The organism is Photorhabdus thracensis, from assembly GCF_001010285.1.
In the GTDB taxonomy this organism is placed as follows: Bacteria; Pseudomonadota; Gammaproteobacteria; order Enterobacterales; family Enterobacteriaceae; genus Photorhabdus; species Photorhabdus temperata.
In genome coordinates, this window is the sequence record NZ_CP011104.1 from 649680 (window position 1) to 676165 (window position 26486).

The window sequence follows — 26486 nt, forward strand, 5'->3', positions numbered from 1 at the left end:
AACAATTGCTAAGTTATTTCGCTTTCTGCTTAATGCCAAACCGTTTAACAATGCTATCGGCAATTTCTTTTGCACTGTAATAGTCAATTCGAAACGAATTCACACCAAGACCATAGACTTGTCCTGTTCTGACTGAAGCCAAATTAGCAAGTACAGGATCCTTTAAGAATTCAGCAGCTCTGTGCTCTCCCGCACTTAAAAGAAATGTCGTGGGCGCGGTTAACTGCGTAATATTTTCATATTGCGCCCAAACAAAGTCGCCGGTTTTATTCGCATTATTATGCCAGGCCGGATCTGCCGACTCGATAGTAAACCCAAGTTGTGAAAGCAACAAAGCATGTGGGCTTATACTCGTTGATATGGGGTTAATGGTGCCCGGCCCCGCATAGCTGATAATATTAACCTTACCTTCGGGGATAGCAATTTTTGCCCGGCACTCAGCAAGATAATTATCAAAACCAGTAATTCTGGCCGCAACTTTATCTTCAAGCCCTGTCGCCTTTCCTAATTCAGTCGCCAAATCCTGCCATGTCTGTTTACCATAATCTAAGATAATCGTAGGCGCGATTTGTTTAAGTTGTTCTACCTGAGCATATGCGGAATCAGCGCCGCTCACAGAAACCACGATCAGATCGGGCGCGACAACATAAGCCATTTCCAGATCAATATTGCCGGCTGACCAGAGCTTTTCAATTTTCCGCTCTTGAGCAACTTTGTCCCATTGCGCAAAAAATTTCCCATTCGTGGCCGTTGCACTCGCGACTACAGGCGCGTCAATCGATAACAGTATTCCGGTTATCGAAACTGTGGTCGATAAAATACGCTGAGGTTTTGTCGGAATCGTGGTGATAGTGCCATCAGCATTTTTAAAATCTCTTGGCCAGGAAAGGCTTTCCGTCTGAGCTGCATTTTTCGCGTTTGCAGCATAAACAGTCCCCCCAAATAGAGTGACCAGAGTAATTACCAAGCCATATACAAGGGTTAATATCGATTTCATTCTGGCATTCTCAGACAGTGATTGTGGATCTGCGATGCAGAAACCTCGCATACCCATTCAGATAATCCAAAGTGGACGTAATGTATCATTTTGTCTAATATCCGACAATGAGATTAATAATGATTATCATATACAATAACGCTGATCACGAAATACGTCACATTCTTGTTGTATAGCACAACAAATGTTTCATTTTCTCAGATATAAAACCAATTCAGATTTCAGCCAGAAACAATCAACGAAAAATGGTGATCAAACAGGAGAATGAATGTCATGGGAATAAATAGGCGATTACGCGTTGGCTTGTTCAGACGGGAATATCGTGGCTTAACATTGTATGAACACCGATCACAAACATAGAAGAAAGTTTTATCTGTTTTTTTATTTTTTATTCTATTTTCTATGATGAATTCATAAGGTTTACAATGTTAAACATCGATCAAACTTCTAGCTGGATGCCATTGACGCAGGCACAACAATATTACTGGCACGAGTTCAGCCTGCATTCCGAAAAAGTTGTTTCGACTGTCGCTCACTATCTTGATATTCAGGGCAATGTCGATCAAGAGGCACTTTGCAAAGCAATAACGACAGTGGCCAGTGAAACAGATGTGCTCTCTGTCCGTTTTAAACGCCTTGAAGAAGAACCGCTTCCTTTACAACAACCGAATCAAGCCGCCATACCACAGTTAAAATTCATTGACTTACAGACGCAGCCCGATCCTTTCCACACAGCGTTGCAACTTATGCGGGCCGATGTGGAATCTCCGCTGAATTTATTAACTCAACTGCTATCCGCTCAGTGGCTATTTAAATTAAGCGAGTCTCATTATCTCTGGTACAACCGGGCTCATCATATTCTGCTTGATGGATTTGGTATGGCGCTCGTTGAACATCGTTGTGCGCATTTCTATTCGTACTATCTTGGTAAAGCTAGTGCCGATGCTTCTTTTCACTCACTCAGCGGCTACCTTACTGAAGAACACGAGTACTGTAACAGCGAGCAATATGAAAAGGATCGCTTATACTGGCAAAATTATCTTTCATCCGCGCACCTTCCAACCGTGGATATCGCCCGTGCCGACTATAGCACCAAACACCATTACACCAGTTGTGCGCTCTCCGGGAATATTGTCACAGGCCTAATACGTTTATCGGCTGATACAGATATCGCCTGGCCTGATCTGTTAGTGGCGCTTTCAAGCATCTACTTGCTTCACTATTTCGCTGCACAGACACAAAATGGTGAATACTCAATGCCGTTATGGCTACCCTATATGAATCGCCGAACCCGTTTCAGAACCAATACACCGGCATTAATGACTAATATTCTTCCCTTATTGATAAACACCAATCCGGATGAAACATTAGAAACCTTTTTGAAAAAGACAATCAACGCGCTTCATACTCAACGAACTCATGCCAGATATCGTATAGAACAGATCTTTTTAGATCATAAACTACCTCAAGATACCCGTTATTTATTTTCGCCACTCATCAATGTGTTACCTTTTGACTCTCCCAATTTTGTCGATTGCCAGGTTAAACGCCATATACTCACCAGCGGGCTCTATGATTGCTTTAGCTTTAACATTATCTATCGCGGGAAAGTAGATGCCGGAGAATTAATTGTTGATCTTGATGCTGATTCAGCAATGTTTGGCAAAGAGGAGATTGAAAACCATCAGAAAAACCTGACTGATTTTCTACAAAAAGTGCTTATAGGCAACTCTCTTTCCCTGCCTGTAAAAGCGCTTTATTCATAAAATAAAAAAATAACTTAATATATAAAAAGCCGGAGTCAGACTCCGGTTCAGAGCACATGAGTCAGGTATTTCATTGATATAGTTAAAATTAGTCAATGTTTTATCGTAATTATACTGTTATATTATTTAAATTCGATTTCTTAAATAGCATATTTAATACTTTACGACATTGATTATTAATCCAATTTTAATGACCGAATATTATATTTATCAATTAGTTATATGATTATCTTGCAATGTTTGTCGATTCATTTGATTTCGGAAAGAGTAAGCTAAAGTTTATTCCACTAAATATGGAGAAATGGCCCTAAGGGAGGGCCATCTATTATCTTCCTTCAAAAATAAAATATCTACTGGAAAAGATTTTAAACTTCATCAGGAAATTCATCGACATAGAGTGTTAATTCAATTCCTGGTTTGATATCTGTTGTTTTTATGCCATCGTTCCAGTTCATTAAATCCTTAATATTGATACCGTGACGTTTGGCAATACTGGCAATTGAATCACCTTGACGGACACGGTAAATAATGGCGTTGTTATTATTTACCCTTAATATTTGTCCAATTTTCAATAACCTGGCTGTTTTTAGGTTATTCATGCGTTGTAATTCACCGGGGGAAGAATTAAACCGTTTTGCAATAGCGGATAATGTATCTCCTGAACGAACTTTGTATTGGCTTCGTTTATTCAGTCGTCGGTTGTTTTTCGCAACTTCCTGACGCATATTGCTCAGAACGGTTTCATTTGCCAGCGAGTTTTTAAACTGATCAACTTTTGCCTTTGGCAGCATGATGTAATGTGGACCGTTAGGCGATGTGACTCCCCGTTTATATCCAGGGTTATATGCCTTAATGGATGTCAGGGACATGCCAGCCATTTCTGCGGCTTGAGACAGTGTGATTTGCTGACCAACATCAATCTGATCAAGTGCCCGTTGATCATTGGATTTTGGCAGCGTGATGCCATATTTATCACTGTGACGAATGACATCACTGAGCGCCAGAACTTTAGGGACATAAAGCGCAGTTTCTCTTGGCAGTGATAAGGACCAAAAATTGGTTGGCCTACCTTTTGCCGCATTTTCTTTCATTGCACGCATAACACGGCCTTCACCGCTGTTGTAAGCAGCAATAGTCAATAACCAGTCACCATTGAACATTTTATTAAGGCGTTGTAACAGATTCAGGGCGGCAGTTGTTGAAGCAGCAACGTCCCGGCGTGCGTCGTACCATTTATCTTGAGTAAGACCATAATTGCGACCCGTATCCGGGACAATCTGCCACAAACCTGCCGCTTTAGCGCGTGAGGTAGCATGCGGGTTAAAAGCACTCTCCACTATGGGTACCAGCACCAGTTCCATCGGCATATCGCGCTGCTTGATTTGCCTGGCTATCCAGTACATATACGGTTCAGCCCGTAAAGTTACATCGTGGAGATAGCTCTTGTTTTTCAGGTAATAATTTCGTTGTTCACGAACCCTGTAATTATCAGGGATCTGCATCCTCAACTCGTCACGGATGTATCTCCACAGCTCCTGTTGAGTGCTGGGATCACCATCCTTCCAGGCAGCAAACTGATTGGTGCCATCAGTTGCTGCTATCTTGCCTGTTTTTAGACTCGTTGAAGACGAATTCTGTGCCCGTTGCCCGGCTGTCGTCGACCAATCAGGTCCGGATTGACAGCCAACCAGCAAGACAGATGCGAACAGAATCGCTTTTGTCTTCATAATTAATTTTTATAGTTGCTTAAAAGACGAGCAATAATACTTATCTTGGCTTGATATAGCAACTATCTAAATCAGAATTGGTCTTTTTGTATTCTTAGCTGACGGAAAACGCTGGAAAGCGGTTGAGAGTGTGGTGTGATTCCAATATTTCTTTGTAAATCAATATCATCACATTTTAAGAAAATATTGATTTTTTTCTCAGTTTGTAACGTGGTTGGTACTGTTGGTTCATTATTTTCCCTCATTCTAGTTACTTTTTGCTGGTATTCGCTAATAGTCTGATTGGGCAAAACAGCATGAGCAAATTTCATATTTGAAACGGTATATTCATGGGCGCAACAGATAAGTGTGTCATCAGGCAATTCAGCTATTTTTCCTATAGATGCGTACATCTGTTCAGCGGTGCCTTCAAAGAGACGTCCGCAGCCACCAGAGAACAATGTATCTCCACAAAAAAGGTAAGGATCTTGATAAAAAGCAATGTGTCCCAGAGTATGACCTGGAACATCAATAATCTGGAAAGAAAAACAACCAAAATTGATGCTATTACCTCCACGTACTATTATTGTGGCGCCTTTGTTCTGGGTTTCCTCTGGGCCGTATACTGGCAGATCAGGGAATTGATCAATAATCCCAGGAACACCACCAACATGATCGTGATGATGATGGGTAAGTAAAATTGCATCGGGTATCCAGCCACGGGATTTCAAGGTATCAAGAACAGGTTGTGATTCTGCTGGATCAATGATTACAGAGTGTCTATTTTCATCACAAAGTAACCAAATGTAATTATCCGAAAGGGCAGGAATACTGATAAGCTCCATTGTATGCCTCTTATTTAACAGCGGTTATAAGGAAAAGAAGCCATGAAATCTGCACATACAACACAAAACATGAATCCCCCGGCTTCTTGGTCTGATTTACCTTGGGGGGAGTATTACCGTGCCGCTTTGGAACGTCAATTACAACCCTGGTGGCCGAAAATATTTGGTTTCCATCTGTTGAAAGTCGGTAATTTGAGTGCTGAAATTAACAGCAAGGAGTGTCCAATCTTCAATCAGATTAATGTGGGTAAGGAAGGAAAGAATATGCAGGTGATTTCCGATCCTTACCACCTGCCATTTGAAGGGAAATCCGTTGATGCTTGTTTGCTGAGTCATGTGCTGGCTTACAGTGCTGACCCTCATCGTCTTTTACGGGAAGTTGACCGGGTGATGATTGATGATGGCTGGCTTATCATCAGTGGTTTCAATTCATTGAGTCTGCTGGGCTTAGGGAAATTAGTACCAGGATTATGGCGGCATCAGCCCTATTGCAGCCGTATGTTTTCCCTGACGCGTCAACTTGATTGGTTGAGTCTGCTTAATTATGAAGTGATGTATCGTGGTAATTTTCAAGTATTACCCTGGCGAAATGAAGCCGGCTTTTTTAACCGGCATTTGCCTGTATTTGGTTGTGTAAGCCTGATTATTGCCCGTAAGCGGACACTGCCGTTAACGCTAAACCAGATAAAAATGACACTATTAAGGCCTAAACTGGGTAATGCCGTTGGTGTAACAAAATGTTACCGAAAGCGCGATTAATCTGTATTTTCGACATACCCGGCATCGGTTTTGGTTGGTGAGTTTGCGGCGGCTCGAGCCAATTCATCACAACGTTCATTTTCATCATGCCCGGCATGGCCTTTAACCCACTGCCAGTCAATATCATGGCGGGTAATTGCTTGGTCGAGACGTTGCCATAAATCGACATTGCTGACAGGCGATTTATCCGCTTTACGCCAGCCGCGCTTTTTCCAATTATGGATCCATTGTGTAATGCCTTGGCGCACATACTGGCTATCGGTGGTTAATACAATTTTGCAAGGGCGGGTCAGGGTTTCCAGGCCAATAATTGCGGCCATCAGCTCCATTCTGTTGTTAGTTGTGCGATAAAAACCTTCACTGAGGGTTCTTTCGTGTTGTTGATAACGTAATAAAACACCATATCCACCTGGCCCTGGGTTTCCAAGACAAGATCCATCGGTGAAAATTTCTACCTGCTTGCTCATATCTGGTAGACTCTTCTTATTCAATCCCAAAACCTTAAGTCTGACATAAAAAAGCGTTATGAGCACTGCGATTACACGACAAGTTGTCCTTGATACCGAAACCACCGGTATGAATAAGTTAGGTGTTCACTATGAAGGACACAAAATTATTGAAATTGGCGCCGTAGAGGTTATTAACCGCCGTCTGACTGGTCGCCATTTTCATATCTATATTAAACCGGACAGATTGGTCGATCCTGAGGCATTTGAAGTTCATGGAATCAGTGATGAATTTTTGCAGGATAAGCCGCTATTTGCTGATATCGCAGATGAATTCATTGAATTCATTCGTGGCGCTGAGTTAATTATCCATAACGCTCCCTTCGATATCGGCTTTATGGATTATGAATTTGGGAAACTGGGCCGTGATATCCCACCAACAGCTGATTTCTGCAAGATTACTGATAGCTTGCAATTAGCAAGAGCGTTGTTTCCGGGAAAAAGAAACAACCTTGATGCGTTGTGTGATCGTTATGATATAGACAATTCTAAGCGAACCTTACACGGGGCGTTGCTTGATGCCGAGATATTGTCTGATGTCTATTTGATAATGACAGGCGGACAGACTTCTCTTGCATTCTCAATGGAAGGGGACATTTCTGGCAATGCGGGTGTTTCTGAAGTACAGCGTATTACCCGGCCTCAAACTGCATTAAAAGTTATTTATGCAGCGGATGAAGAACTTGTCGCTCATGAATCCAGATTGGATTTAGTTGAGAAGAAAGGCGGGAGCTGTTTATGGCGTACAAGTTCTGAACAGAGTTAAAATAAAATTGCAGATAAATCACCTTTAAGGGTGAAAAGTTGATCAAGCGCGCCACTTTGTAATAAAAAATATTGACGGGATGATCCTGGGTTCGTAATATCTACCTCGTTCTTAACCAGAACGCTGCGCGGTGCGGTAGTTCAGTCGGTTAGAATACCGGCCTGTCACGCCGGGGGTCGCGGGTTCGAGTCCCGTCCGCACCGCCAATGATTTCGAAGCCCTGGGTAATCGCCCGGGGCTTTCTCGTTTATGTCATGCAGTAGTCTCTTTATTGGCAATGATGAAATTGCATTGAAATAAGACATAAAAAAGCTACCAGCTTTCTATACTTCTTGTTTCTTCAACCTTTATCAGGAACTTATTCTCTTTACCAGGTCTATAGCGTGATGGCCAAATAGCCGATGGATGTAAACCCAATTCGGTGGCGATTAACGCTTCTCCCTTTGGCCATGGACGATGTAATGCATTATTCAGTGTCGATGATGCCAAACCTGCTTTGCGGGAAACCGCTGAAAGGTTTGTCCCTTGTTTTCTTAAGGCTGCAATAATATCCGCTGGATGCCAATCTTGAATATTCATCGTAATCTCCTGATTTTAATTATTAAAAAACATCGATATTATAGATAAATTATCAATGTTTTTACCACTTGGTGGTCATTGGGGACAGATTATCAATGAGGGTTAATTAAAGAGGCTATCGAAACGATTACGTAATAATGATAACGGTTATTTTTCAACAAAGTAAGAATTATATATTGAAGGTGTTTCTGATGGATGTAAAGGTCATAATTATTTATAAATTAAATAGCTAATGGATCATTGGTACGTAATATATGTTCAATATAAATAATTAATTTAGTGACTGGAAATTACCACGAATTAAAGATATTTCTCCGTTTAATTGGGTATTTTATCTATTGATTTTCGAATAATAGTTATGTTTAATTAAATTACTTCGCTATATTGCGTAATGAGTTTGTTTCTTATTCTGATGACGATGAAATTCATGTAAATCAGCAATCTAAATCAAAGAATTGTCGTTTAAGTGAAATTAAGATAGTTTTCTTATATCTGGCTTTAAAGATTGCGGTTTGTACGCTGTGCTGAGAAAATTATCCCCCTAAACGTTTTTATCCCACTTGGAGTAGAAAATGACCACTCGTAAAACCCTTGCTAATGCTATTCGCTTCCTTAGCATGGATGCTGTGCAGAAAGCAAAATCAGGGCACCCTGGTGCGCCTATGGGAATGGCTGATATCGCTGAAGTTTTATGGCGTGATTATTTAAATCATAACCCCACTGATCCACATTGGGTTGATCGTGATCGTTTTGTATTGTCTAACGGCCATGGCTCTATGCTGATTTATAGCCTGTTGCATCTCACCGGCTATGACGTTTCTATTGATGATCTGAAAAACTTCCGTCAGTTACATTCCAAAACGCCAGGCCATCCTGAGTATGGTTATGCGCCAGGCGTAGAGACAACGACCGGTCCTTTGGGGCAGGGGATTGCCAATGCAGTAGGTTTTGCTATTGCTGAACGTACTCTGGCTATGCAATTTAACCGTCTTGGTCATGATATTGTTGACCATAACACTTATGTGTTTATGGGAGACGGTTGCATGATGGAAGGCATTTCTCATGAAGTTTGCTCTCTGGCGGGAACGTTAAAACTGGGCAAACTGATTGCTTTCTATGATGACAATGGTATTTCTATTGATGGTCATGTTGAAGGCTGGTTTACCGATGATACCGCAGGTCGTTTTGAGGCCTATGGCTGGCATGTCGTTCGCGGCGTTGATGGTCATAATGCAGATGCAGTCAAAGCAGCGATTGAAGAAGCACGTAAAGTTTCTGATAAACCTTCACTGCTGATGTGTAAAACAGTTATCGGTTTTGGCGCGCCAACCAAAGCGGGTACTCATGATTCTCACGGTGCCCCACTGGGTGACGCAGAAATTGCCGCAACGCGTGAAGTGCTGGGTTGGCATCATCCAGCATTTGAAATTCCAGCGGAAATCTATTCTGAGTGGGATGCAAAAGAGATGGGTAACGCGAAGCAAGCAACCTGGAATAAGAAATTCGCTGCTTATGAAAAAGCGCATCCTGAATTAGCCGCTGAATTCAAACGCCGTACCCATGGCGAATTACCGGCAAACTGGGAAACCGAATCAAAAGCATTTATCGAACAATTGCAACAAAATCCTGCCAATATTGCCAGCCGTAAAGCCTCTCAGAATGCTTTGGAGGCTTTCGGTAAAGTGCTGCCTGAATTTATGGGGGGGTCTGCTGACTTGGCGCCAAGTAATCTGACGATGTGGTCAGGTTCTAAGCCATTGAACGAAGATCAGGCAGGTAACTACATCCATTATGGCGTTCGTGAATTTGGTATGTCCGCCATTATGAACGGTATTGCTCTGCATGGCGGTTTTGTACCTTATGGTGCAACTTTCCTGATGTTCGTTGAATATGCCCGTAACGCAGTGCGTATGGCGGCACTGATGAAAATTCGCAGCATCTTTGTTTATACCCATGACTCAATCGGTTTGGGTGAAGATGGCCCGACCCACCAGCCGGTAGAACAGATCGCCAGTTTGCGTGTGACGCCAAATCTAAGCACATGGCGTCCATGTGACCAGGTTGAATCTGCGGTTGCATGGAAATACGCTATTGAACGTAAAACAGGCCCATCAGCACTTATTTTCTCTCGTCAGAATCTGGCACAGCAAGAACGTACTGCTGAACAGTTGGTTAATATTGAGAAAGGTGCTTACATCCTGAAAGATTGTGAAGGTCAGCCAGAGTTGATTCTGATCGCAACAGGTTCAGAAGTGGAATTGGCAGTAGGGGCTTATAATCAATTGACTCAGGAAGGCCGTAAAGTACGTGTAGTTTCTATGCCGTCTACTGATGCTTTTGATAAGCAGGATGCTGCGTACCGTGAAGCGGTATTGCCAACTGCGGTTTCTGCGCGTGTTGCAGTTGAAGCGGGTATTGCTGATTACTGGTTTAAATATGTCGGTATGTATGGCGCTATCGTGGGTATGGCGACATTTGGTGAATCGGCTCCTGCTGATCAGCTGTTTAAAGAGTTCGGTTTCACTGTAGAGAATGTTGTCGCTAAGGCTAAAGCTCTGCTGAAATAATGAGTTAGTTTATGAGTGAGCGCATCCGGGGTAAACGTTGATCGGGTGCGCTCTTTTATTTATGCCTCGCAGATTCCGGGAACTGCTAGTTTTTGAAATATGTGCGGCGACCCGGTTATCCCATCGGGATACTTAGCGAGCTTCGCCTGAAATTCTGGATTAGTGAATGCAGCGCGAAAACACTCTAAATTTTCCCAAACGGCATAGTTCATGAACGTACCACTGCCAGCGATCCCGCGATGTAATTGTGCGGAAATCAGGCCGGTTTGCGCCAGCATATACTCCGCATCTTCCTTCCAGGCCGCCTCCAGGATGTCTGCCTGTGCGGGATCAACATGAAATATGTTCATCAGTACTATGGAACCATCGGTGTTCGAAAATAATTGTTCCCGCATGGTCACGTGGGTGTCCATTTCTTCTAGCTTGAGCATCTTTGTCTCCTGAAAGTTACTTGTTTGTATTTATGTTTGTTTTACTATTCTGCCGGGTGAGCCGCGCGATTCATGCGGTTCACGACGGCGACATGCCAACGTAGATATGATGGTTGCGCAGCGTCCGTTGGTGCGTCGTACTTTTAGTCGAATTCTTTGTCGTGATTGATAAACCAATCTTCAGAACTATCCGGTACCGATGGATCTTCCAGTCTGGCCTCCAGGCTGAGTAATGTGTCCAACGTCACTTTCAGCTCGTTGAGTTCAGCGTCTTTCACGAGCGATTCCATCCATTCGGCTTCAAGCGACGTCGCCGTATCAAAGGTACGCTGACCAAGCTCAGTGAGTCGATAGAACGGTGAGCGTTCGTGCCGGGGATTAATGATGGCTTTCACCATGCCTGCCTTCAATCCAAGATTCAGTTGTTTCTGCGCACCTTGGCGTGTGATGCGCATTGCGGCGGCAATCTGGGGAGCTGAGAGTGGATGTGGTGCGAGTGCAATCGCACTGAGCACCTGCCATATCGCGCTCGTAATTCCCAACGGGGCAACGAGCTTATCCCCTTTAGAGAGCAGTCGGGCATTGAGCCGGGACACCGCCAATGTGATTTCGTTGAATACCTTAGACGCCGGAGTTTTCCTGAGCGACACGATTTACTTCCTTTCTTGTACTACAATAAACGACAACTAGTTTCCACATATTGAAACTGGTTGTCAATGTTTGAGCGAATGGTATTGATAGATCAATGTATTGGATTTGATTTATATCAAATGCCGGCACAAAAAAGTGACAGTTGATTGTCATATTCATCATTTGTGAAAAGGTGGTTGTTTAATCCAGGCGTGTTCTGACGGCACGTTTTTCCATTTCGTAAGTTGATCACTTTTTACTATTGCCATCAATATGCTTTTCCCTTAATCTCATTGCCAGTAGCTGAATCGTTTCATTTTGTTGTCTGGAGGCCACAGTTTTAGCAATTTTGTGATAAACAATCCGTACATTAGTGATTGAGTCAGTTATCCTAAGCGGTTGCGTGGTAATAACTATATTCAGGGAGTAACATGACAATCAAGGTAGCAATAAACGGTTTTGGCAGGATAGGGCGCAGTATTTTACGTGCTCTTTATGAGTCTGGGCGTCGGGCTGAAATTGCTATTATTGCTGTTAATGAGTTGGCGGGTGCCGAAGGGATTGCCCACTTGTTAAAGTATGACTCCAGTCACGGTCGTTTTGCCTGGGATGTGCGTCTGAATAATGATTTGTTGCAGGTTGGTGACGATAATATTCGTCTGTTTCATCAACCCGATATATCGGCATTGCCCTGGCAGGAACTGGGGATTGATATTGTTCTTGATTGCAGTGGGATATATGGCAGCAGAGCTGATGGAGAGGCGCATCTTGCCAGTGGCGCAAAAAAGGTGCTGTTTTCTCATCCGGGTGGCAATGATTTAGACGCGACGGTGGTCTATGGTGTGAATCAGGAGCTGTTGACAGCAGAAGATCGCATTGTATCCAACGCCTCTTGCACCACCAACTGCATTATTCCCATCATTAAATTATTGGATGATGCATTTGAGATTGAATCTGGCACAGTGACAACAATTCATGCCTCAATGAATGACCAGCCTGTGATTGATGCCTATCATCAAGATTTACGGCGTACCCGGGCCGCCAGCCAGTCTATTATTCCGGTGGATACCAAACTGGCCGCAGGGATAACCCGGATTTTTCCAAAATTCTGTGACCGTTTTGAAGCCATCTCAGTACGCGTACCAACGATTAATGTTACTGCTATTGATTTGAGTGTTACAGTAAAATCTCCAGTGAATGTCAAAAAAATCAATGAATTAATGCAAAAATCAGCAGCAACTTCATTTCGTGGTATAGTTGACTATACCGAATTGCCGTTAGTCTCAACAGATTTTAACCACGATCCCCACAGCGCGATTGTTGATGGCACACAAACGCGGGTTAGTGGGCAACATCTGATTAAGACATTAGTCTGGTGTGATAATGAGTGGGGTTTTGCTAATCGAATGTTGGATACAACGTTAGCAATGGCTGCTACGGGTTTCAAATGATCTGTTGCTGACAGACGGTGCATAATAATAGATCTGCACACGGCACAAGATTAAACAATTTAGAGAATCAACGAGAGGATTCACCATGTCTGTAATTAAGATGACCGATTTAGATCTGGCGGGTAAGCGAGTTTTGATCCGCGCTGACCTGAACGTTCCGGTAAAAGATGGCAAAGTCACCTCTGATGCGCGTATCCGGGCTTCTTTGCCGACCATCGAAGCAGCATTAAAACAGGGCGCTAAGGTTATGATCACTTCTCACCTCGGCCGCCCGACTGAAGGCGAATACAATGAAGAATTCTCGCTGAAACCAGTAGTAGATTACCTGAAAGAGAAATTATCTTCCCCGGTTCGTCTGGAAAAAGCGTATCTGGACGGTGTGGACATAGCGGAAGGCGAGCTGGTTGTTCTGGAAAATGTTCGCTTTAATAAAGGTGAGAAGAAAGACGACGAAACTCTGGCGAAAAAATACGCTTCTCTGTGTGATATTTATATCATGGATGCATTCGGTACGGCGCATCGTGCTCAGGCTTCTACCCACGGTGTGGCTAAGTTTGCTCCTGTTGCCTGTGCAGGCCCGCTGCTGTCCGCAGAACTGGAAGCATTGGGTAAAGCGCTGGATAAGCCAGCCCGTCCAATGGTTGCTATCGTTGGTGGTTCTAAAGTTTCAACCAAGCTGACCGTATTGGATACACTGTCCAAAATCGCGGATCAACTGATTGTGGGCGGAGGTATCGCGAATACTTTTGTTGCCGCGGAAGGCCACAATGTGGGCCGTTCACTGTATGAAGATGACCTGATCCCAGAAGCGAAAAAACTGCTGATAAGCTGTGATATTCCAGTGCCAACTGATGTTCGTGTGGCAACAGAATTCTCTGAAACTGCGGAAGCCACCTTGAAATCTACCGGCGATATTAAAGATGATGAGCAAATCCTCGATCTGGGAGAGGAATCCGCTCAACGTCTGGCAGATATCCTGAAAAACGCTAAAACTATTCTGTGGAATGGCCCGGTTGGTGTATTCGAATTTCCTAATTTCCGTCAAGGAACTGAAATTGTCGCCCGTGCAATTGCTGATAGTGACGCATTCTCTATCGCAGGTGGTGGCGATACGCTGGCAGCGATCGACCTGTTCGGTATTGCTGACAAAATATCTTACATCTCTACTGGTGGTGGCGCTTTCCTTGAGTTTGTCGAAGGAAAGAAACTGCCTGCGGTTGTGATGCTGGAAGAACGTGCAAAACAGTAATTAAGTCATGACGGGCAGTTTTATCTGCCCGCTCTAAACAGGACCCACGTAACATGTCTAAAATTTTTGATTTCGTAAAACCGGGTGTCATCACTGGTGATGATGTTCAAAAAGTGTTCGCAATAGCCAAAGAAAACCACTTTGCGTTGCCGGCGGTAAACTGTGTAGGTACTGATTCAATCAACGCAGTGTTGGAAACGGCCGCCAAAGTTCGTTCTCCCGTTATCATTCAGTTCTCTAACGGCGGTGCTGCTTTTATTGCCGGTAAGGGTGTGAAAGCTGAAGGTCAGCAAGCGGCTATTCTGGGTTCAATTTCTGGTGCTCACCATGTTCATCAGATGGCTGAACATTATGGTGTTCCTGTGATCCTGCATACTGACCACTGTGCGCGTAAACTGCTGCCGTGGATTGACGGTTTGTTAGATGCAGGTGAAAAGCATTACGCGGCGACGGGTAAACCGTTGTTCTCTTCCCATATGATCGATCTATCAGAAGAATCGCTGGAAGAAAATATTGAAATTTGCAGCAATTATCTGGCTCGTATGGCAAAAATCGATATGACATTGGAAATCGAGTTAGGTTGTACTGGTGGTGAGGAGGATGGTGTTGATAACAGCCATATGGATAGCTCCGCCCTATACACTCAACCGGAAGACGTTGCTTATGCTTATGAGAAACTGAACGCTATCAGCCCACGTTTTACTATTGCTGCTTCTTTCGGTAACGTTCATGGTGTTTATAAGCCAGGCAACGTTAAACTGACACCAAAAATTCTGCGTAACTCGCAGGACTATGTTGCTGAGAAATTCAATCTGCCACACAACAGCCTGGACTTTGTTTTCCACGGTGGCTCCGGTTCTACGGCGGAAGAGATCAAGGAAGCGGTCAGCTACGGCGTCGTTAAAATGAATATTGATACCGACACCCAATGGGCGACTTGGGAAGGTATTCTGAACTATTACAAAAAAAACGAAGGCTATCTGCAAGGTCAGTTGGGTAATCCGGAAGGCGCAGATAAACCGAATAAGAAATTCTACGATCCACGCGTATGGCTGCGTGCCGGTCAGGTTTCTATGACTGCCCGTCTGGAACAGGCTTTCAGGGAACTGAATGCGGTTGATGTGCTGTAATCGGTATTGATGTTATAAGTAACCCCCTGAATGGAAATTCAGAGGTTTTTTTCGCAGGTGTTTCTATATTCAATTAGTGATGTTATAGAAACACCTTTATTTTAAGTAGTGCTCCAAATTAATATTTTTACCATTGAACGCTACTCCTCCCGCAATGCTTTGCCGTATTTGAATAGTCTGAAAGCCCTTTGGGCTTTCAGATTATTGACAAAGTGCTGGTTTTTTATCCGGCACTTTGTTTTAATTAAGTTCCGTTCACTCAACGGAGCTTGCCGCCATGTTAAGAACACCCCCTCTCCAGACTTTCCCGCCAGAAACGCTCTCGCTTGACGAGCTGGTGCCTAAAAATCATTTGGTCCGTCAAGTCGATGCCGCCATTGATTTCGAATTTATCCGCGAATTAGTCGCCCCGTTGTATTGCCACAATAATGGCCGTCCTGCTATCGACCCGGTCATGCTGATTAAAATGATGTTACTCGGCTACTTGTTTGGCGTCCCCAGTGAACGCCGTCTGGTTCAGGAAATTCAGGTTAATGTGGCTTACCGCTGGTTTCTGCGCCTCGGACTGACAGAGAAGGTCCCTGATGCCTCAACCCTGAGTCAGAACCGCCGCCGCCGTTTCAATCATACCGCGGTCTTCCAGCAGATTTTTGACCACATTGTTGAACAGGCGATGGCCAAAGGATTCGTGGGTGGACGCGTACTCTATACCGACAGCACCCACCTGAAAGCCAGTGCCAATCCGCATAAATCGGAGAATGTCATGCGGTCGGTTCCCCCCGGCGCCTATGTTGACGCACTGGATAAAGCCGTCACTCAAGACCGGGCGGCAGCTGGAAAAAAAGCCTGAAGCCAGCCCTAAAGGAACGGCAGAGAAAGACGAAGGTCAGTACCGTCGATCCGGAAAGCGGGTTTATGCACCGGACCAACAAACCCAGAGGGTTCTTTTACCTTGACCACCGTACCGTGGATGGGCAAGTCGGTATTATCACCGATACCTACGCCACACCGGGTAATGTCCACGACAGCCAGCCTTTTATCAAGCGTTTGACGCGTCAGTTAGAGCGTTTTGCCCTCAACCCCCTCGCGGTTGGGTTGGATGCGGGCTATTTTACGGCCCCGGTTTGTTACTTAACGGAACAGTTAGGTGTCATGCCGATAATCGGTTACCGCCGTCCGAATAAGGGGTCGAACGTCTTCCAGAAAAAACATTTTACCTATGACAAGCAGGAGGACTGCTATGTGTGCCCTCAGGGCGAAAAGTTGATTTATAAAACAACCAGCCGAGAGGGATACCGGCATTATCAGGCCGCGGCGAATATCTGCCAGTATTGCCCGAAACGCGCGTCCTGTACGCAGGCCAAAGGGGGCAAAAAGATAACCCGTCATGTCTGGGAGGACAGTAAAGAGCAGGCCAGGGAAAACCGGCTAACGGAGTGGGGTAAAAAAACCTACAAGCGGCGAAAGGAGACGATAGAGCGTAGTTTTGCAGATGCGAAGCAACATCACGGGCACCGCTATGCCCGTTTCCGTGGGTTGCAAAAAGTGCAAATACAGTGTCTTTTGGCAGCCACAGCCCAAAATATCAAGAAGATAGCCTTGCTGGTCGCAATGCTTTGTTGTTTTTATCTCTGGAGAGCGAGCATTTCATTGCAGGAGAAGCGAAAATAACGCCTTGTCGGGCGATTAAATTGGCTTAATGAGGAAAATGGATGGCATTATGATTCACAATGAAAGGAACAAATCCCGTTATTTTCAACGAGGTTTGTCAGCGGTCTGAAAGCCCTTTGGGCTTTTCGCCTTATATCCCCGCCCGCACTGGACGGCGGTTTTTGCTAAGCCAAAAATTAGCCATCAAGTAAAATTGCTGATGGGTGAGCTGCGCAGTAATGGTTTCTGGTCAAATGATCCATGTCTTTATTATTTAGTTAATACTGTTATTTTGTCACTTTGTTAATCAATTTAAAATCCGTTTTTCCTGATGTTTTCTCTTTCAAGAAAAACTCAACAGTGATAATTGAAACGCTAAAAGTCAGTAATCTGAAAGATAATAGGATAATAGGATAATAGGATAAATATCCTATTATCCCTATACACTCAGGAAAATAGCCTTTTATTGATACTATTTTGAATACCTGCGGCATCAAGCCCTAAATCAGCTCTGATTTCTTCCTGGCTTCCTTGTGGTACAAATTGGTCAGGCAGGCCGATATTTAGAATTTGCACAAGCTGACCTTCCTGCATGAGCAGTTCATTGACACCACTGCCGGCACCGCCCATAACTGCGTTTTCTTCTAAAGTGACCAGTAAATCATGGCTTCCAGCCATTTGCAGAACCAGCTCTTTATCCAGTGGCTTAACAAAACGCATATCAACGACAGTCGCGTCCAGTGATTCTGCTGCTGTTATTGCATCGGGTAATAGAGTGCCAAAGTTCAGAATTGCTATCTTCTTACCCTGACGGCGAATAACACCTTTACCGATGGGCAACTGTTCAAATGGTTGATGTTCTGCGCCAGTTCCTGCTCCTCGCGGATAGCGTACAGCTACCGGACCTTGCTGGTGATGATAGCCTGTATGCAGCATTTGGCGGCATTCGTTCTCATCACTCGGCGCCATAATCACCATGTTGGGAATGCAACGAAGGAATGAGAGATCAAAGGCTCCTTGATGTGTTTGACCATCTGCGCCAACGATGCCACCGCGATCTATTGCAAACAGCACCGGCAGATTCTGGATTGCGACATCATGAATAACTTGGTCATAAGCACGTTGCAGGAATGTTGAGTAGATAGCGACAATCGGCTTATAGCCACCAATTGCCAGACCAGCGGCAAAAGTCACGGCGTGTTGCTCTGCGATAGCGACATCAAAGTATTGATCCGGATATTCGCGGGAGAATCGAACCATACCGGAGCCTTCACGCATAGCCGGAGTGATTGCCATCAGTTTCTTATCGTTAGCGGCTTCTTCGCATAGCCAGTCTCCAAAGATTTTGGAGAACGTCGGGCGGTTGTCTGAACTCTTGGGTAATGTACCGCTAGCCGGATCAAATTTAGGCACCGCATGCCAACTGATAGGATCTTTTTCGGCTGGTGCATAGCCACGGCCTTTTTTGGTCATGATATGCAGAAGTTGTGGCCCTTTCAGCTCGCGCATGTTTTTCAGCGTCTGAGTTAATGTCAGTACATCATGTCCGTCAATCGGCCCTATGTAGTTAAAGCCCAATTCTTCAAACATTGTGCCGGGAATGACCATCCCTTTGATGTGTTCTTCGGTTTTTTTCAGTAATTCTTTAATGGGTGGCAGGTTAGAAAAGACCTTTTTTCCGCCTTCACGCAGTGTGGTATAAAGCTTACCGGAAAGAAGTTGAGCCAGATGGTTATTTAACGCTCCGACGTTTTCTGAGATAGACATTTCGTTGTCATTAAGAATGACCAGCATATCCGGGTCGATATCCCCCGCGTGGTTCATCGCTTCAAAGGCCATGCCCGCCGTTATCGCACCGTCACCAATAACACAGACTGTACGGCGGCCTTTGCCTTCGCGTTGAGCGGCAATTGCCATACCTAATCCTGCGCTAATAGAGGTAGATGAGTGCCCGACACACAAGGTGTCGTATTCACTTTCATCCCGCCAAGGGAAGGCATGAAGTCCATTTTTCTGACGAATAGTATCAATACGATCCCGGCGACCTGTGAGGATCTTGTGCGGATAAGCCTGATGACCAACATCCCATACTAGTTTATCGAAAGGCGTTTTATAGACATAATGCAATGCTACAGTCAGCTCAACGGTACCAAGACCGGAAGCAAAGTGACCACTGGAGCGACTGACACTGTTTAGCAAGAATTGCCGAAGTTCATCACATAACTTCGGCAGGCTCTCTTTTGGCAACATACGAAGTTCTTCAGGATTTTCCGCTAATGCCAATGTTGGGTATTTGGCTATATCAATGCTCATTTGATGCTCGTTAAGAAGTGTTTATTAATAGAGCTGCTGGAGGTCAAATTTACCAACAGACCTTAGAGCCTATCCATTAGGCTATTTTATGTAACGATAACGCCTATTGGGATAGGCAATTAGTTGTTACGCTCAATGATAAAGCTGGCAAGTGCATGCAGCATTGTTGTGTTATAGGATTTTTCTTCCAGTTTATTCAATGATTCTAGCGCTTCTTGATATAGCTCGTGCGCTTTTTTCTGTGCTTGTTCTAACCCCAGCAATGCCGGGTAGGTACTTTTTCTTAATTGTTGGTCACTGCCTTGACGCTTCCCAATCATTTCGGTATCGCCAATGACATCAAGAATATCGTCATGAACCTGGAAAGCGAGGCCAATAGCTTGGGCATATTGATCCAATTCAGGTAAGGCGTCATGTCCATTCTTGCCCGCGCCATAGGCTCCCATTCTGACAGCGCAACGGATTAGAGCACCCGTTTTGTGGCGATGAATTTGTTCCAGCGCATGAAGACCAATCTGTTTGCCTTCAGCTTCTAAGTCCAGAGCCTGACCGCCACACATACCGGCGATACCACTGGCTGTTGCCAGCTCAGAAAGCATTTTAAGGCGATCAGCTGTTGCCACATCTGGCATTTCTCTTTTAGATAAGATTTCAAATGCCAGAGACTGTAATGCATCTCCCGCCAAAATAGCGTGAGCTTCACCAAATTTGATATGGCAAGTGGGTTGCCCACGGCGTAAATCATCGTTATCCATTGCGGGTAAGTCGTCATGAATTAATGAAAAAGCATGAATGCATTCGACTGCTGCGGCTGGCGCATCCAGATTATTGGCAGATAATCCAAACATGTCACCTGTGGCATAAACTAAAAATGGACGCAGACGTTTGCCACCAAGTAAAGCGCCATATTGCATTGCCGGAACCAGTGGGTTGGCAAATACCAATGAAGACAATGTGGTTGTCAGAACGTTATTGACGCGTTGTTGACAGGTCTTAAATTGTTCTTTGAATTGAATTGGGTTTTGTTCAGACATAGATTCACTCAGTATCCCGGGAGAAGTTATTCAGCGGAGATTGGGTATCATCGTTAAGAAGAATTTGCACCCGCTGTTCTGCTTGTTGCAGAGTCTGTTGCCCTTGACGGGCTAACTGAATACCACGTTCAAACTCATTCAAGGCTTCTTCCAGTGCCAGTTCACCGGATTCAAGACGGACGACAATGCGCTCCAACTCTTTTAATGAGCTTTCAAATGTCATTGCTGGTGTGGTTTCTGGTGTACTGTCTGAGCTTTCTGATATTGCGTTTTTCTTTGGCATAATCTTTTTTACTATTTAGAGTTCGCCTGAGGGTTGCAGACTATCCTATTATGCTGGTGCAAACAAATCCTTAACTGGTTTTGTATTTTTTGCGCGCTATGTCGTGAGATAGTGCTATACTCCGCAGCCTGATTTGACTACCAGAACATGATGTCAGTTTCATTTATCAAAACTCCTAACGACTACTATAACTCACTATGAAGTTTATTATTAAATTATTCCCAGAAATCACGATTAAGAGCCAGACTGTCCGTTTGCGCTTTATTAAAATTCTCGCCAGTAATATTCGCAATGTGCTCAAAGCATTGGGAGATAATATTGCGGTAGTTCGCCATTGGGATAATATCGAAGTTCGTACTAAAGATGAAAACCTTGGCGCTCAAATTTGTGATGCGTTGACACGTATTCCCGGTATTCACCATATTCTGCAAGTAGAAGAGCGTGAATTTCGTGATATGCATCATATCTTTGAACAAGCTTATGAGGCTTATGGTGAATCGCTCCATAACAAAACATTTTGTGTACGGGTTAAACGTCGTGGTAAACATGCGTTTACTTCTAATGAAGTAGAACGCTATGTCGGTGGTGGTTTAAACCAGCACATTGAATCTGCGAAAGTAAAACTGACTCATCCTGATGTTACCGTTAATCTGGAAATTGATCAGGATATGTTGATTCTGGTGAAAGCCCGTTATGAAGGAATTGGCGGTTTTCCTATCGGAACGCAGGAAGATGTGCTGTCTCTGATTTCTGGCGGTTTTGATTCTGGTGTTTCCAGCTATATGTTGATGCGCCGTGGCTGCCGTGTTCATTATTGTTTCTTTAATCTTGGTGGCTCTGCTCATGAAATTGGTGTGAAGCAGGTCGCTCATTATCTTTGGAACCGCTTTGGCAGTTCCCATAAAGTCCGTTTCGTTGCTGTGGATTTTGAACCTGTAGTCGCTGAAATTCTGGAAAAAGTTGATGACGGCCAAATGGGTGTGGTGCTTAAACGGATGATGGTAAGAGCGGCATCTAAAGTTGCAGAACGCTATGGCGTGCAGGCCATTGTTACCGGTGAGGCGTTGGGACAGGTTTCCAGCCAGACGCTGACTAATCTGCGTTTGATTGATAATGCATCGGATACTTTGATTCTACGGCCGCTGATTTCTCATGATAAAGAGCACATTATCAAACTGGCACGTGAAATTGGCACTGAGGATTTTGCCCGTACGATGCCTGAGTTTTGTGGGGTTATTTCTAAAAGTCCGACTGTAAAAGCGGTTAAAGCCAAAATTGAAGCAGAAGAGGTTAATTTCGATTTTGATATTCTGGAAAAGGTTATCAGTGAAGCTCAGAATATTGATATCCGTCAGATCGCAGAACAAAGCAGTGAGCGAGTCGTTGAAGTTGAAACAGTCACTGAATTTGCTTCAACAGATGTATTACTGGATATTCGCTCACCTGATGAACAAGATGATCGCCCATTGCAGATGAATGGCGTAGAAATCAAATCATTGCCGTTCTATAAATTAAGCAGTCAGTTTGGTGATTTACCTAAAGAGAAAACTTATCTGCTCTATTGTGAGCGCGGAGTGATGAGCCGTTTACAGGCACTTTATCTGTGTGAACAGGGATTTGATAATGTGAAAGTTTATCGGCCTTAATTATGATATTTAGAGGCTTCCCATCAGGGGAGCCTCAATGATTTAATCTGAAACAGGGTGCTTTTGTCTGCTTTTCCACTACCATGAACCAGGCAGATGAGTGCTGAATGGTTCATAATCATCTTCCTTACATTTTATCAGGTTATATATACGGGTATTCTCAGGAGCAGACAGGCCATGAGCACGGGCCCGGCGCAATAAATATCCAGTGATATAGTCAATTTCAGTGTGACGTTTGGCGCGGATATCTTGCAACATCGAAGAGTAGTTTTTTGCTGTGCGCTCAATAACATCATAGATATAGGCAGTTAAGCTGTCGATGGAAGTATGTATGTTTTCTCGTTCCATAACCTGAATGATTTCTTCACACAAAACATTTAATTGTTCCGGGTAGCGAAGCAAATCTCCATTCCTGCATTCATAAATTGCAGTAAGTGGGTTTATGACACAGTTAGCCGCGAGTTTTAGCCAACCAATAGAGAGAATTTCATTATGCCATGCAACGTCCGGTAAAGCCTGATGCAGAATATCGGCCAGAGAGCTGAGTTCAGTGGCATTTGATGTTGTAGAGCCAATATGTGTTAGTCCAGAAGCCGTATGATAAACCTGTTGGTCATTCTGATATGCGCCGTGAGTCGTGACGCCAAGGAGTATTGGATTAGGCGCAGATAGCAATTCTTCTTGGGAACCCATGCCATTGTGTAGTAATAAGATTGGGCAATTAGATGAAAGTTTGGGGAGCAGATTATTAACCGCATCAGATACTTGCCAGGCCTTCAGGCAGACAATCAGTAATTCGCTGTTGGCAAGATGGTCATTGTCATTAGTTGGGATCCGCTGGTTAAATGCTTCTCCATTAATTTCGTCAATATGAACAGGTAAATCAGGTTGGGGGATTCTTAGCCAACCTTGTACCAGGTGTTTTTGTTGTGATAATGCTGCCAGCCACAGTTTTCCTATAGCGCCACAGCCAAGAACGGTTACCTTCATAATATACCCTCGTTGCAAGACGCTGTAATGTTGAATGGAAATAGCAAGATCCCGCTAATCGGAGTATAGAGCTTTTGCTAACAATGGAAAGCGGTTATCATGCCAACTTATTGATTATCAGGAGGTCACGGATAATGCCATCTTTCGATATTGTCTCAGAAATTGATATACATGAAGTTCGCAATGCGGTAGAAAACGCGCAGCGTGAGCTTGCTACACGCTGGGATTTCCGTAATGTCAGCGCCAGTTTTGAATTAAATGAAAAAAGTGAATCTATCAAGATTGCCAGTGAGTCAGATTTTCAGGTAAATCAGTTGGTTGATATTATACGTGAAAAACTGGCTAAACGTGGTATTGATGGAGCTGCACTAAATATCCCTGATGATATGCTGCACAGTGGTAAAACTTATAGCGTTGAGGCGACTCTGAAACAGGGGATTGATACCCCTACAGCGAAAAAGATCGTGAAGCTGATTAAGGATAGTAAATTGAAAGTGCAGGCTCAGATTCAGGGTGAGCAGGTGCGGGTAACCGGTAAAGCGCGTGATGATTTGCAGAGTGTTATGGCATTAGTCCGTGGAGCAGAATTAGGGCAGCCATTCCAGTTTACTAATTTCCGGGATTGATTTTTCCCGTATTGGCTAACCAGCTCCGCTTAATGGATTAACATATTTGGCCTAATGTGGGGTGGGAGATTCCTGAGCGGGAATCCCATCCCCAATTTCCCTTCAATATCGAACCGGAATGAGAGGGTTTTATTAGCGAAAGTCGCTGTAAGTTATGCTATCAATTGCTCAAGTTGTGCTCTGCTCGTCTGCTTAGTATCTACTTTTATGTAAGCGCTGCGCTCTTCCGGCACAATAACAACTTCGCGAACACCGGGTTGAACAAGGATTTTTTGTTCTAGCAATGTCTTATTTACTATATTTTCTGGCAGCGAAATTCTGATACTGCTGACATAAGGGGGCTGTTTCATTGTCGTGCTGATAATAAACCAAATAATTATCAGAGCGATACCTGCCATAAATACCAGCGATGCTCCCTTTAATTCATATAACCAGCCACCAAGGCTACCACCTAGAGCTACACCTAAAAACTGGCTGGTGGAGTAAATTCCCATTGCTGTACCTTTATAACCCGCCGGCGCTTCTTTGCTGATAAGTGATGGCAGAATAGCTTCCATTATATTGAAAGCAATAAAGAAAATTTGTATGCCAACAAAGATTGTCCACAAATGGTGCCCCGCTGACCACAATACAATTTCGGCGATAAATAGCAGTGTGATACATAACAGAAACACTTGTTTCATGCGGCGCTTTTTTTCTGCGTAGATAATGAAAGGCAAAACAGATAAGAATGAAATCAGCATGGTGATCAGATAAACCTTCCAATGCTGTTGGGCTGGGAATCCAGCTTGTTGCATAACCAGAGGCAAGGCGACAAAGCTTGCCATTAGCAAAGCGTGTAAACTTAGAATGCCAAAGTTAAGTTTTAGCAGTTGGCTATCAGCTAAAACTTTATGGAAACTGTGACGAACAATGTCTGATTCACGGTTAAGAACGTGTTTATCTGTGGAAGGAACAGCAAATAATGTTATCAGAATGCCACAACCGGCTAAAATGGTAATGCCCCAAAACAGGCCATTTAAGCCAATGGCATGAGTAAGAATTGGGCCAAGTACAATTGCTATGGCGAAAGTGACTCCAAAGCTAATGCCAATAAATGCCATTGCCTTAGTTCGGTTTTGTTCGCGGGTCAAATCAGAAAGCAGAGCCATAATTGCGGCGGATATAGCACCAGCCCCCTGGAGTGCGCGCCCAACGATTATGCCCCAGATAGAATCACTGAGAGCTGCCGTGATACTGCCAAGAACGAAGAGTAGTAGTCCACCAACAATTAAGGGCTTACGGCCAATTTTGTCAGAAAGCAGGCCAAAAGGGATCTGGAAGATTGCCTGAGTTAGACCATAAATGCCAATAGCGATGCCAATAAGAGCTTCGGTAGAACCTTTTAGATCAAGGCCATAGGTTGTTAAAACAGGAAGGACCATGAACATGCCCAGCATACGCAAAGAAAAAACTGAGCCTAAGCCCCATGTCGCCCGAAGCTCAAGTGGCGTCATTTTATTATCGTTCATGGTTACCTCGAAATATTTAGATGTGCCATTGTAGATAGGTTTCTGATAAGTGGTAAATAGTTAATTGAATTAATAATATTGAAGTATAAGGAGAGGGGGAAGGATACGAAAAGGAAACTGATGGCAGAGGCGTATGCCACTGCCATCAGGGAGAATTACCGGACGTAAGTTAGAAAGGTTTCTGAGGACACATTTGGGTCAACAGACATCATGACACTCAGGGAAGTGATTGCCACAATGGAAAAGACAAATAACTTACGGGCCCAAACGCGGTCATTAGCCGTTTTATAACCGGATAATGCCATTCCCAGCCACCAGATGCTGACTGCTACTGCAACAATCAGATATTTGTAACCAGCGTAACCGCTGATTGCCAACATGAGAGTTGCAATCATAAATGCCAGGATATAAAGGATAATATGGTTTTTCGCCACAGAGATGCCTTTAATCACGGGTAGTACAGGGATGTTCGCTGCCTGATAATCCTTGAAACGGAAGATAGCAATGGCATAGGAGTGCGGCATTTGCCACAAACTGAAAATCAGTAACAGGATCAACGCGCCCGTGTCAAACTGACCAGTCACTGCACAATAACCGATAACCGGAGGTGCAGCGCCGGACAAACTGCCGATCAACGTGCCATAGACAGATTTCCTTTTCATATAAAGGCTGTAAACCCCTACATATACGACAAAACCGATAATCGCTAATTGCATTGCTAAGGCATTGGCTGCTACATAGAGCAGCACCATGCCAGCAATACCCAGTATTAATGCATAAATCAGGCTGATTTTCGGATCAATAAGCCCTTTTACAAGGACGCGGTTTTTTGTTCTTTCCATGATCCGATCGATGTCACGGTCAATGTAGTTGTTAAATACACAACCAGAAGCCACGACTAATGAGACGCCGAGCAGAGTCGAGATGAACAAAGGGTAATCAATCACCCCTTTCGAGGCGAGTAGAAAACCACCGATCACAGAAATTAAATTGCCGAAAATAATTCCTGGTTTAGTTACTTGCAGGTATTGCTTAATCATAATATGCAGCT

General features: G+C 44.0%; 23 protein-coding genes and 1 tRNA gene. 11 read left to right on the forward strand and 13 right to left on the reverse strand.

Going from position 1 to position 26486, the window contains the following annotated elements; genetic code table 11:
- Positions 1–13: 13 nt before the first annotated feature.
- Complete coding sequence (gene fepB, locus VY86_RS02600) at positions 14–997, reverse strand: Fe2+-enterobactin ABC transporter substrate-binding protein (RefSeq protein ID WP_052760898.1); 984 nt, start codon at positions 995–997, stop codon at positions 14–16.
- A gap of 425 nt (positions 998–1422) precedes the next feature.
- Between fepB and VY86_RS02605 the strand changes: the two genes are divergently transcribed.
- The gene (locus VY86_RS02605; RefSeq protein ID WP_046973816.1) at positions 1423–2763 is read left to right on the forward strand and encodes a condensation domain-containing protein; all 1341 of its coding nucleotides are present in this window, start codon (positions 1423–1425) and stop codon (positions 2761–2763) included.
- Between the two features lie 365 nt (positions 2764–3128).
- Here VY86_RS02605 and mltD read toward each other — a convergent pair whose 3' ends face one another.
- Together mltD and gloB are read right to left on the reverse strand one after the other, a co-directional pair.
- Positions 3129–4490: a murein transglycosylase D gene (gene mltD / locus VY86_RS02610; protein WP_046973817.1), complete on the reverse strand. Its 1362-nt coding sequence runs from the start codon at positions 4488–4490 to the stop codon at positions 3129–3131.
- 71 nt (positions 4491–4561) lie between these two features.
- Complete coding sequence (gene gloB / locus VY86_RS02615) at positions 4562–5314, reverse strand: hydroxyacylglutathione hydrolase (protein ID WP_046973818.1); 753 nt, start codon at positions 5312–5314, stop codon at positions 4562–4564.
- Between the two features lie 42 nt (positions 5315–5356).
- Between gloB and VY86_RS02620 the strand changes: the two genes are divergently transcribed.
- Positions 5357–6073 (forward strand): class I SAM-dependent methyltransferase, encoded by a 717-nt coding sequence (locus VY86_RS02620; RefSeq protein WP_046973819.1) that lies wholly within the window; start codon positions 5357–5359, stop codon positions 6071–6073.
- On the opposite strand, the gene rnhA is transcribed toward VY86_RS02620, so the two are convergent.
- Positions 6070–6540 carry a ribonuclease HI gene (gene rnhA, locus VY86_RS02625; protein ID WP_046973820.1) on the reverse strand — a complete coding sequence of 157 codons (471 nt, stop codon included), beginning with the start codon at positions 6538–6540 and terminating at the stop codon, positions 6070–6072. The two genes, VY86_RS02620 and rnhA, sit on opposite strands and share 4 nt — an antisense overlap.
- A 58-nt stretch (positions 6541–6598) precedes the next feature.
- On the opposite strand from rnhA, the gene dnaQ reads away from it, so the two are divergent.
- Positions 6599–7345, forward strand: coding sequence for a DNA polymerase III subunit epsilon (gene dnaQ / locus VY86_RS02630; protein ID WP_021324574.1), 747 nt, complete (start codon positions 6599–6601; stop codon positions 7343–7345).
- Between the two features lie 129 nt (positions 7346–7474).
- Positions 7475–7551: transfer RNA gene (locus VY86_RS02635), tRNA-Asp, on the forward strand.
- Between the two features lie 106 nt (positions 7552–7657).
- Here the strand turns inward: VY86_RS02635 and VY86_RS02640 are convergent.
- A complete protein-coding gene (locus tag VY86_RS02640) occupies positions 7658–7924 on the reverse strand; it encodes a helix-turn-helix domain-containing protein (protein ID WP_046973821.1) in 267 nt (88 codons plus the stop codon).
- A 572-nt stretch (positions 7925–8496) separates the two neighbouring features.
- Here VY86_RS02640 and tkt point away from each other — a divergent pair.
- Complete coding sequence (gene tkt / locus VY86_RS02645) at positions 8497–10491, forward strand: transketolase (protein ID WP_046973822.1); 1995 nt, start codon at positions 8497–8499, stop codon at positions 10489–10491.
- Between the two features lie 59 nt (positions 10492–10550).
- On the opposite strand, the gene VY86_RS02650 is transcribed toward tkt, so the two are convergent.
- Both VY86_RS02650 and VY86_RS02655 read right to left on the reverse strand, forming a co-directional pair.
- The gene (locus VY86_RS02650) at positions 10551–10922 is read right to left on the reverse strand and encodes an antibiotic biosynthesis monooxygenase family protein (RefSeq protein WP_023044239.1); all 372 of its coding nucleotides are present in this window, start codon (positions 10920–10922) and stop codon (positions 10551–10553) included.
- Positions 10923–11065: 143 nt separating this feature from the next.
- Positions 11066–11572 (reverse strand): MarR family winged helix-turn-helix transcriptional regulator, encoded by a 507-nt coding sequence (locus tag VY86_RS02655; protein WP_046973823.1) that lies wholly within the window; start codon positions 11570–11572, stop codon positions 11066–11068.
- Between the two features lie 411 nt (positions 11573–11983).
- Between VY86_RS02655 and epd the strand changes: the two genes are divergently transcribed.
- The 4 genes from epd (at position 11984) to VY86_RS02675 (ending at position 17053) form a co-directional block, all read left to right on the forward strand.
- Positions 11984–13003: an erythrose-4-phosphate dehydrogenase gene (gene epd / locus VY86_RS02660; RefSeq protein WP_046973824.1), complete on the forward strand. Its 1020-nt coding sequence runs from the start codon at positions 11984–11986 to the stop codon at positions 13001–13003.
- 85 nt (positions 13004–13088) lie between these two features.
- Positions 13089–14252 carry a phosphoglycerate kinase gene (gene pgk, locus VY86_RS02665; protein ID WP_046973825.1) on the forward strand — a complete coding sequence of 388 codons (1164 nt, stop codon included), beginning with the start codon at positions 13089–13091 and terminating at the stop codon, positions 14250–14252.
- Positions 14253–14305: 53 nt separating this feature from the next.
- Positions 14306–15382 (forward strand): class II fructose-bisphosphate aldolase, encoded by a 1077-nt coding sequence (fbaA, locus tag VY86_RS02670; protein WP_046973826.1) that lies wholly within the window; start codon positions 14306–14308, stop codon positions 15380–15382.
- A 277-nt stretch (positions 15383–15659) separates the two neighbouring features.
- Positions 15660–17053 (forward strand): IS1182 family transposase gene (locus VY86_RS02675; RefSeq protein WP_158019895.1). Its coding sequence is split into 2 segments (ribosomal slippage): positions 15660–16227 and positions 16227–17053, totalling 1395 coding nucleotides; the frame shifts between segments, so codons are not numbered across the junction.
- Positions 17054–17479: 426 nt separating this feature from the next.
- Here the strand turns inward: VY86_RS02675 and dxs are convergent.
- The 3 genes from dxs to xseB all read right to left on the reverse strand — a co-directional run bounded on the left by dxs (position 17480) and on the right by xseB (position 20662).
- Positions 17480–19345, reverse strand: coding sequence for a 1-deoxy-D-xylulose-5-phosphate synthase (gene dxs / locus VY86_RS02680; RefSeq protein ID WP_046973827.1), 1866 nt, complete (start codon positions 19343–19345; stop codon positions 17480–17482).
- A gap of 119 nt (positions 19346–19464) precedes the next feature.
- The gene (gene ispA, locus VY86_RS02685) at positions 19465–20379 is read right to left on the reverse strand and encodes a (2E,6E)-farnesyl diphosphate synthase (protein ID WP_046973828.1); all 915 of its coding nucleotides are present in this window, start codon (positions 20377–20379) and stop codon (positions 19465–19467) included.
- A 4-nt stretch (positions 20380–20383) separates the two neighbouring features.
- Positions 20384–20662, reverse strand: a complete 279-nt coding sequence (gene xseB, locus VY86_RS02690) for an exodeoxyribonuclease VII small subunit (RefSeq protein ID WP_046973829.1) — start codon at positions 20660–20662, stop codon at positions 20384–20386.
- A 197-nt stretch (positions 20663–20859) separates the two neighbouring features.
- On the opposite strand from xseB, the gene thiI reads away from it, so the two are divergent.
- Positions 20860–22308 (forward strand): tRNA uracil 4-sulfurtransferase ThiI, encoded by a 1449-nt coding sequence (gene thiI / locus VY86_RS02695; protein WP_046973830.1) that lies wholly within the window; start codon positions 20860–20862, stop codon positions 22306–22308.
- A gap of 78 nt (positions 22309–22386) precedes the next feature.
- On the opposite strand, the gene panE is transcribed toward thiI, so the two are convergent.
- Entirely contained in the window at positions 22387–23298 is a 912-nt protein-coding gene (gene panE, locus VY86_RS02700) for a 2-dehydropantoate 2-reductase (RefSeq protein ID WP_046973831.1), read from the reverse strand.
- Positions 23299–23432: 134 nt separating this feature from the next.
- On the opposite strand from panE, the gene VY86_RS02705 reads away from it, so the two are divergent.
- Entirely contained in the window at positions 23433–23924 is a 492-nt protein-coding gene (locus VY86_RS02705) for a YajQ family cyclic di-GMP-binding protein (protein WP_021323478.1), read from the forward strand.
- Positions 23925–24076: 152 nt separating this feature from the next.
- Here the strand turns inward: VY86_RS02705 and VY86_RS02710 are convergent, their stop codons facing one another.
- Positions 24077–25435 carry an MFS transporter gene (locus VY86_RS02710; RefSeq protein ID WP_046973832.1) on the reverse strand — a complete coding sequence of 453 codons (1359 nt, stop codon included), beginning with the start codon at positions 25433–25435 and terminating at the stop codon, positions 24077–24079.
- Between the two features lie 155 nt (positions 25436–25590).
- Positions 25591–26475 (reverse strand): heme o synthase, encoded by an 885-nt coding sequence (gene cyoE / locus VY86_RS02715; protein ID WP_046976682.1) that lies wholly within the window; start codon positions 26473–26475, stop codon positions 25591–25593.
- Between the last annotated feature and the right edge of the window lie 11 nt (positions 26476–26486).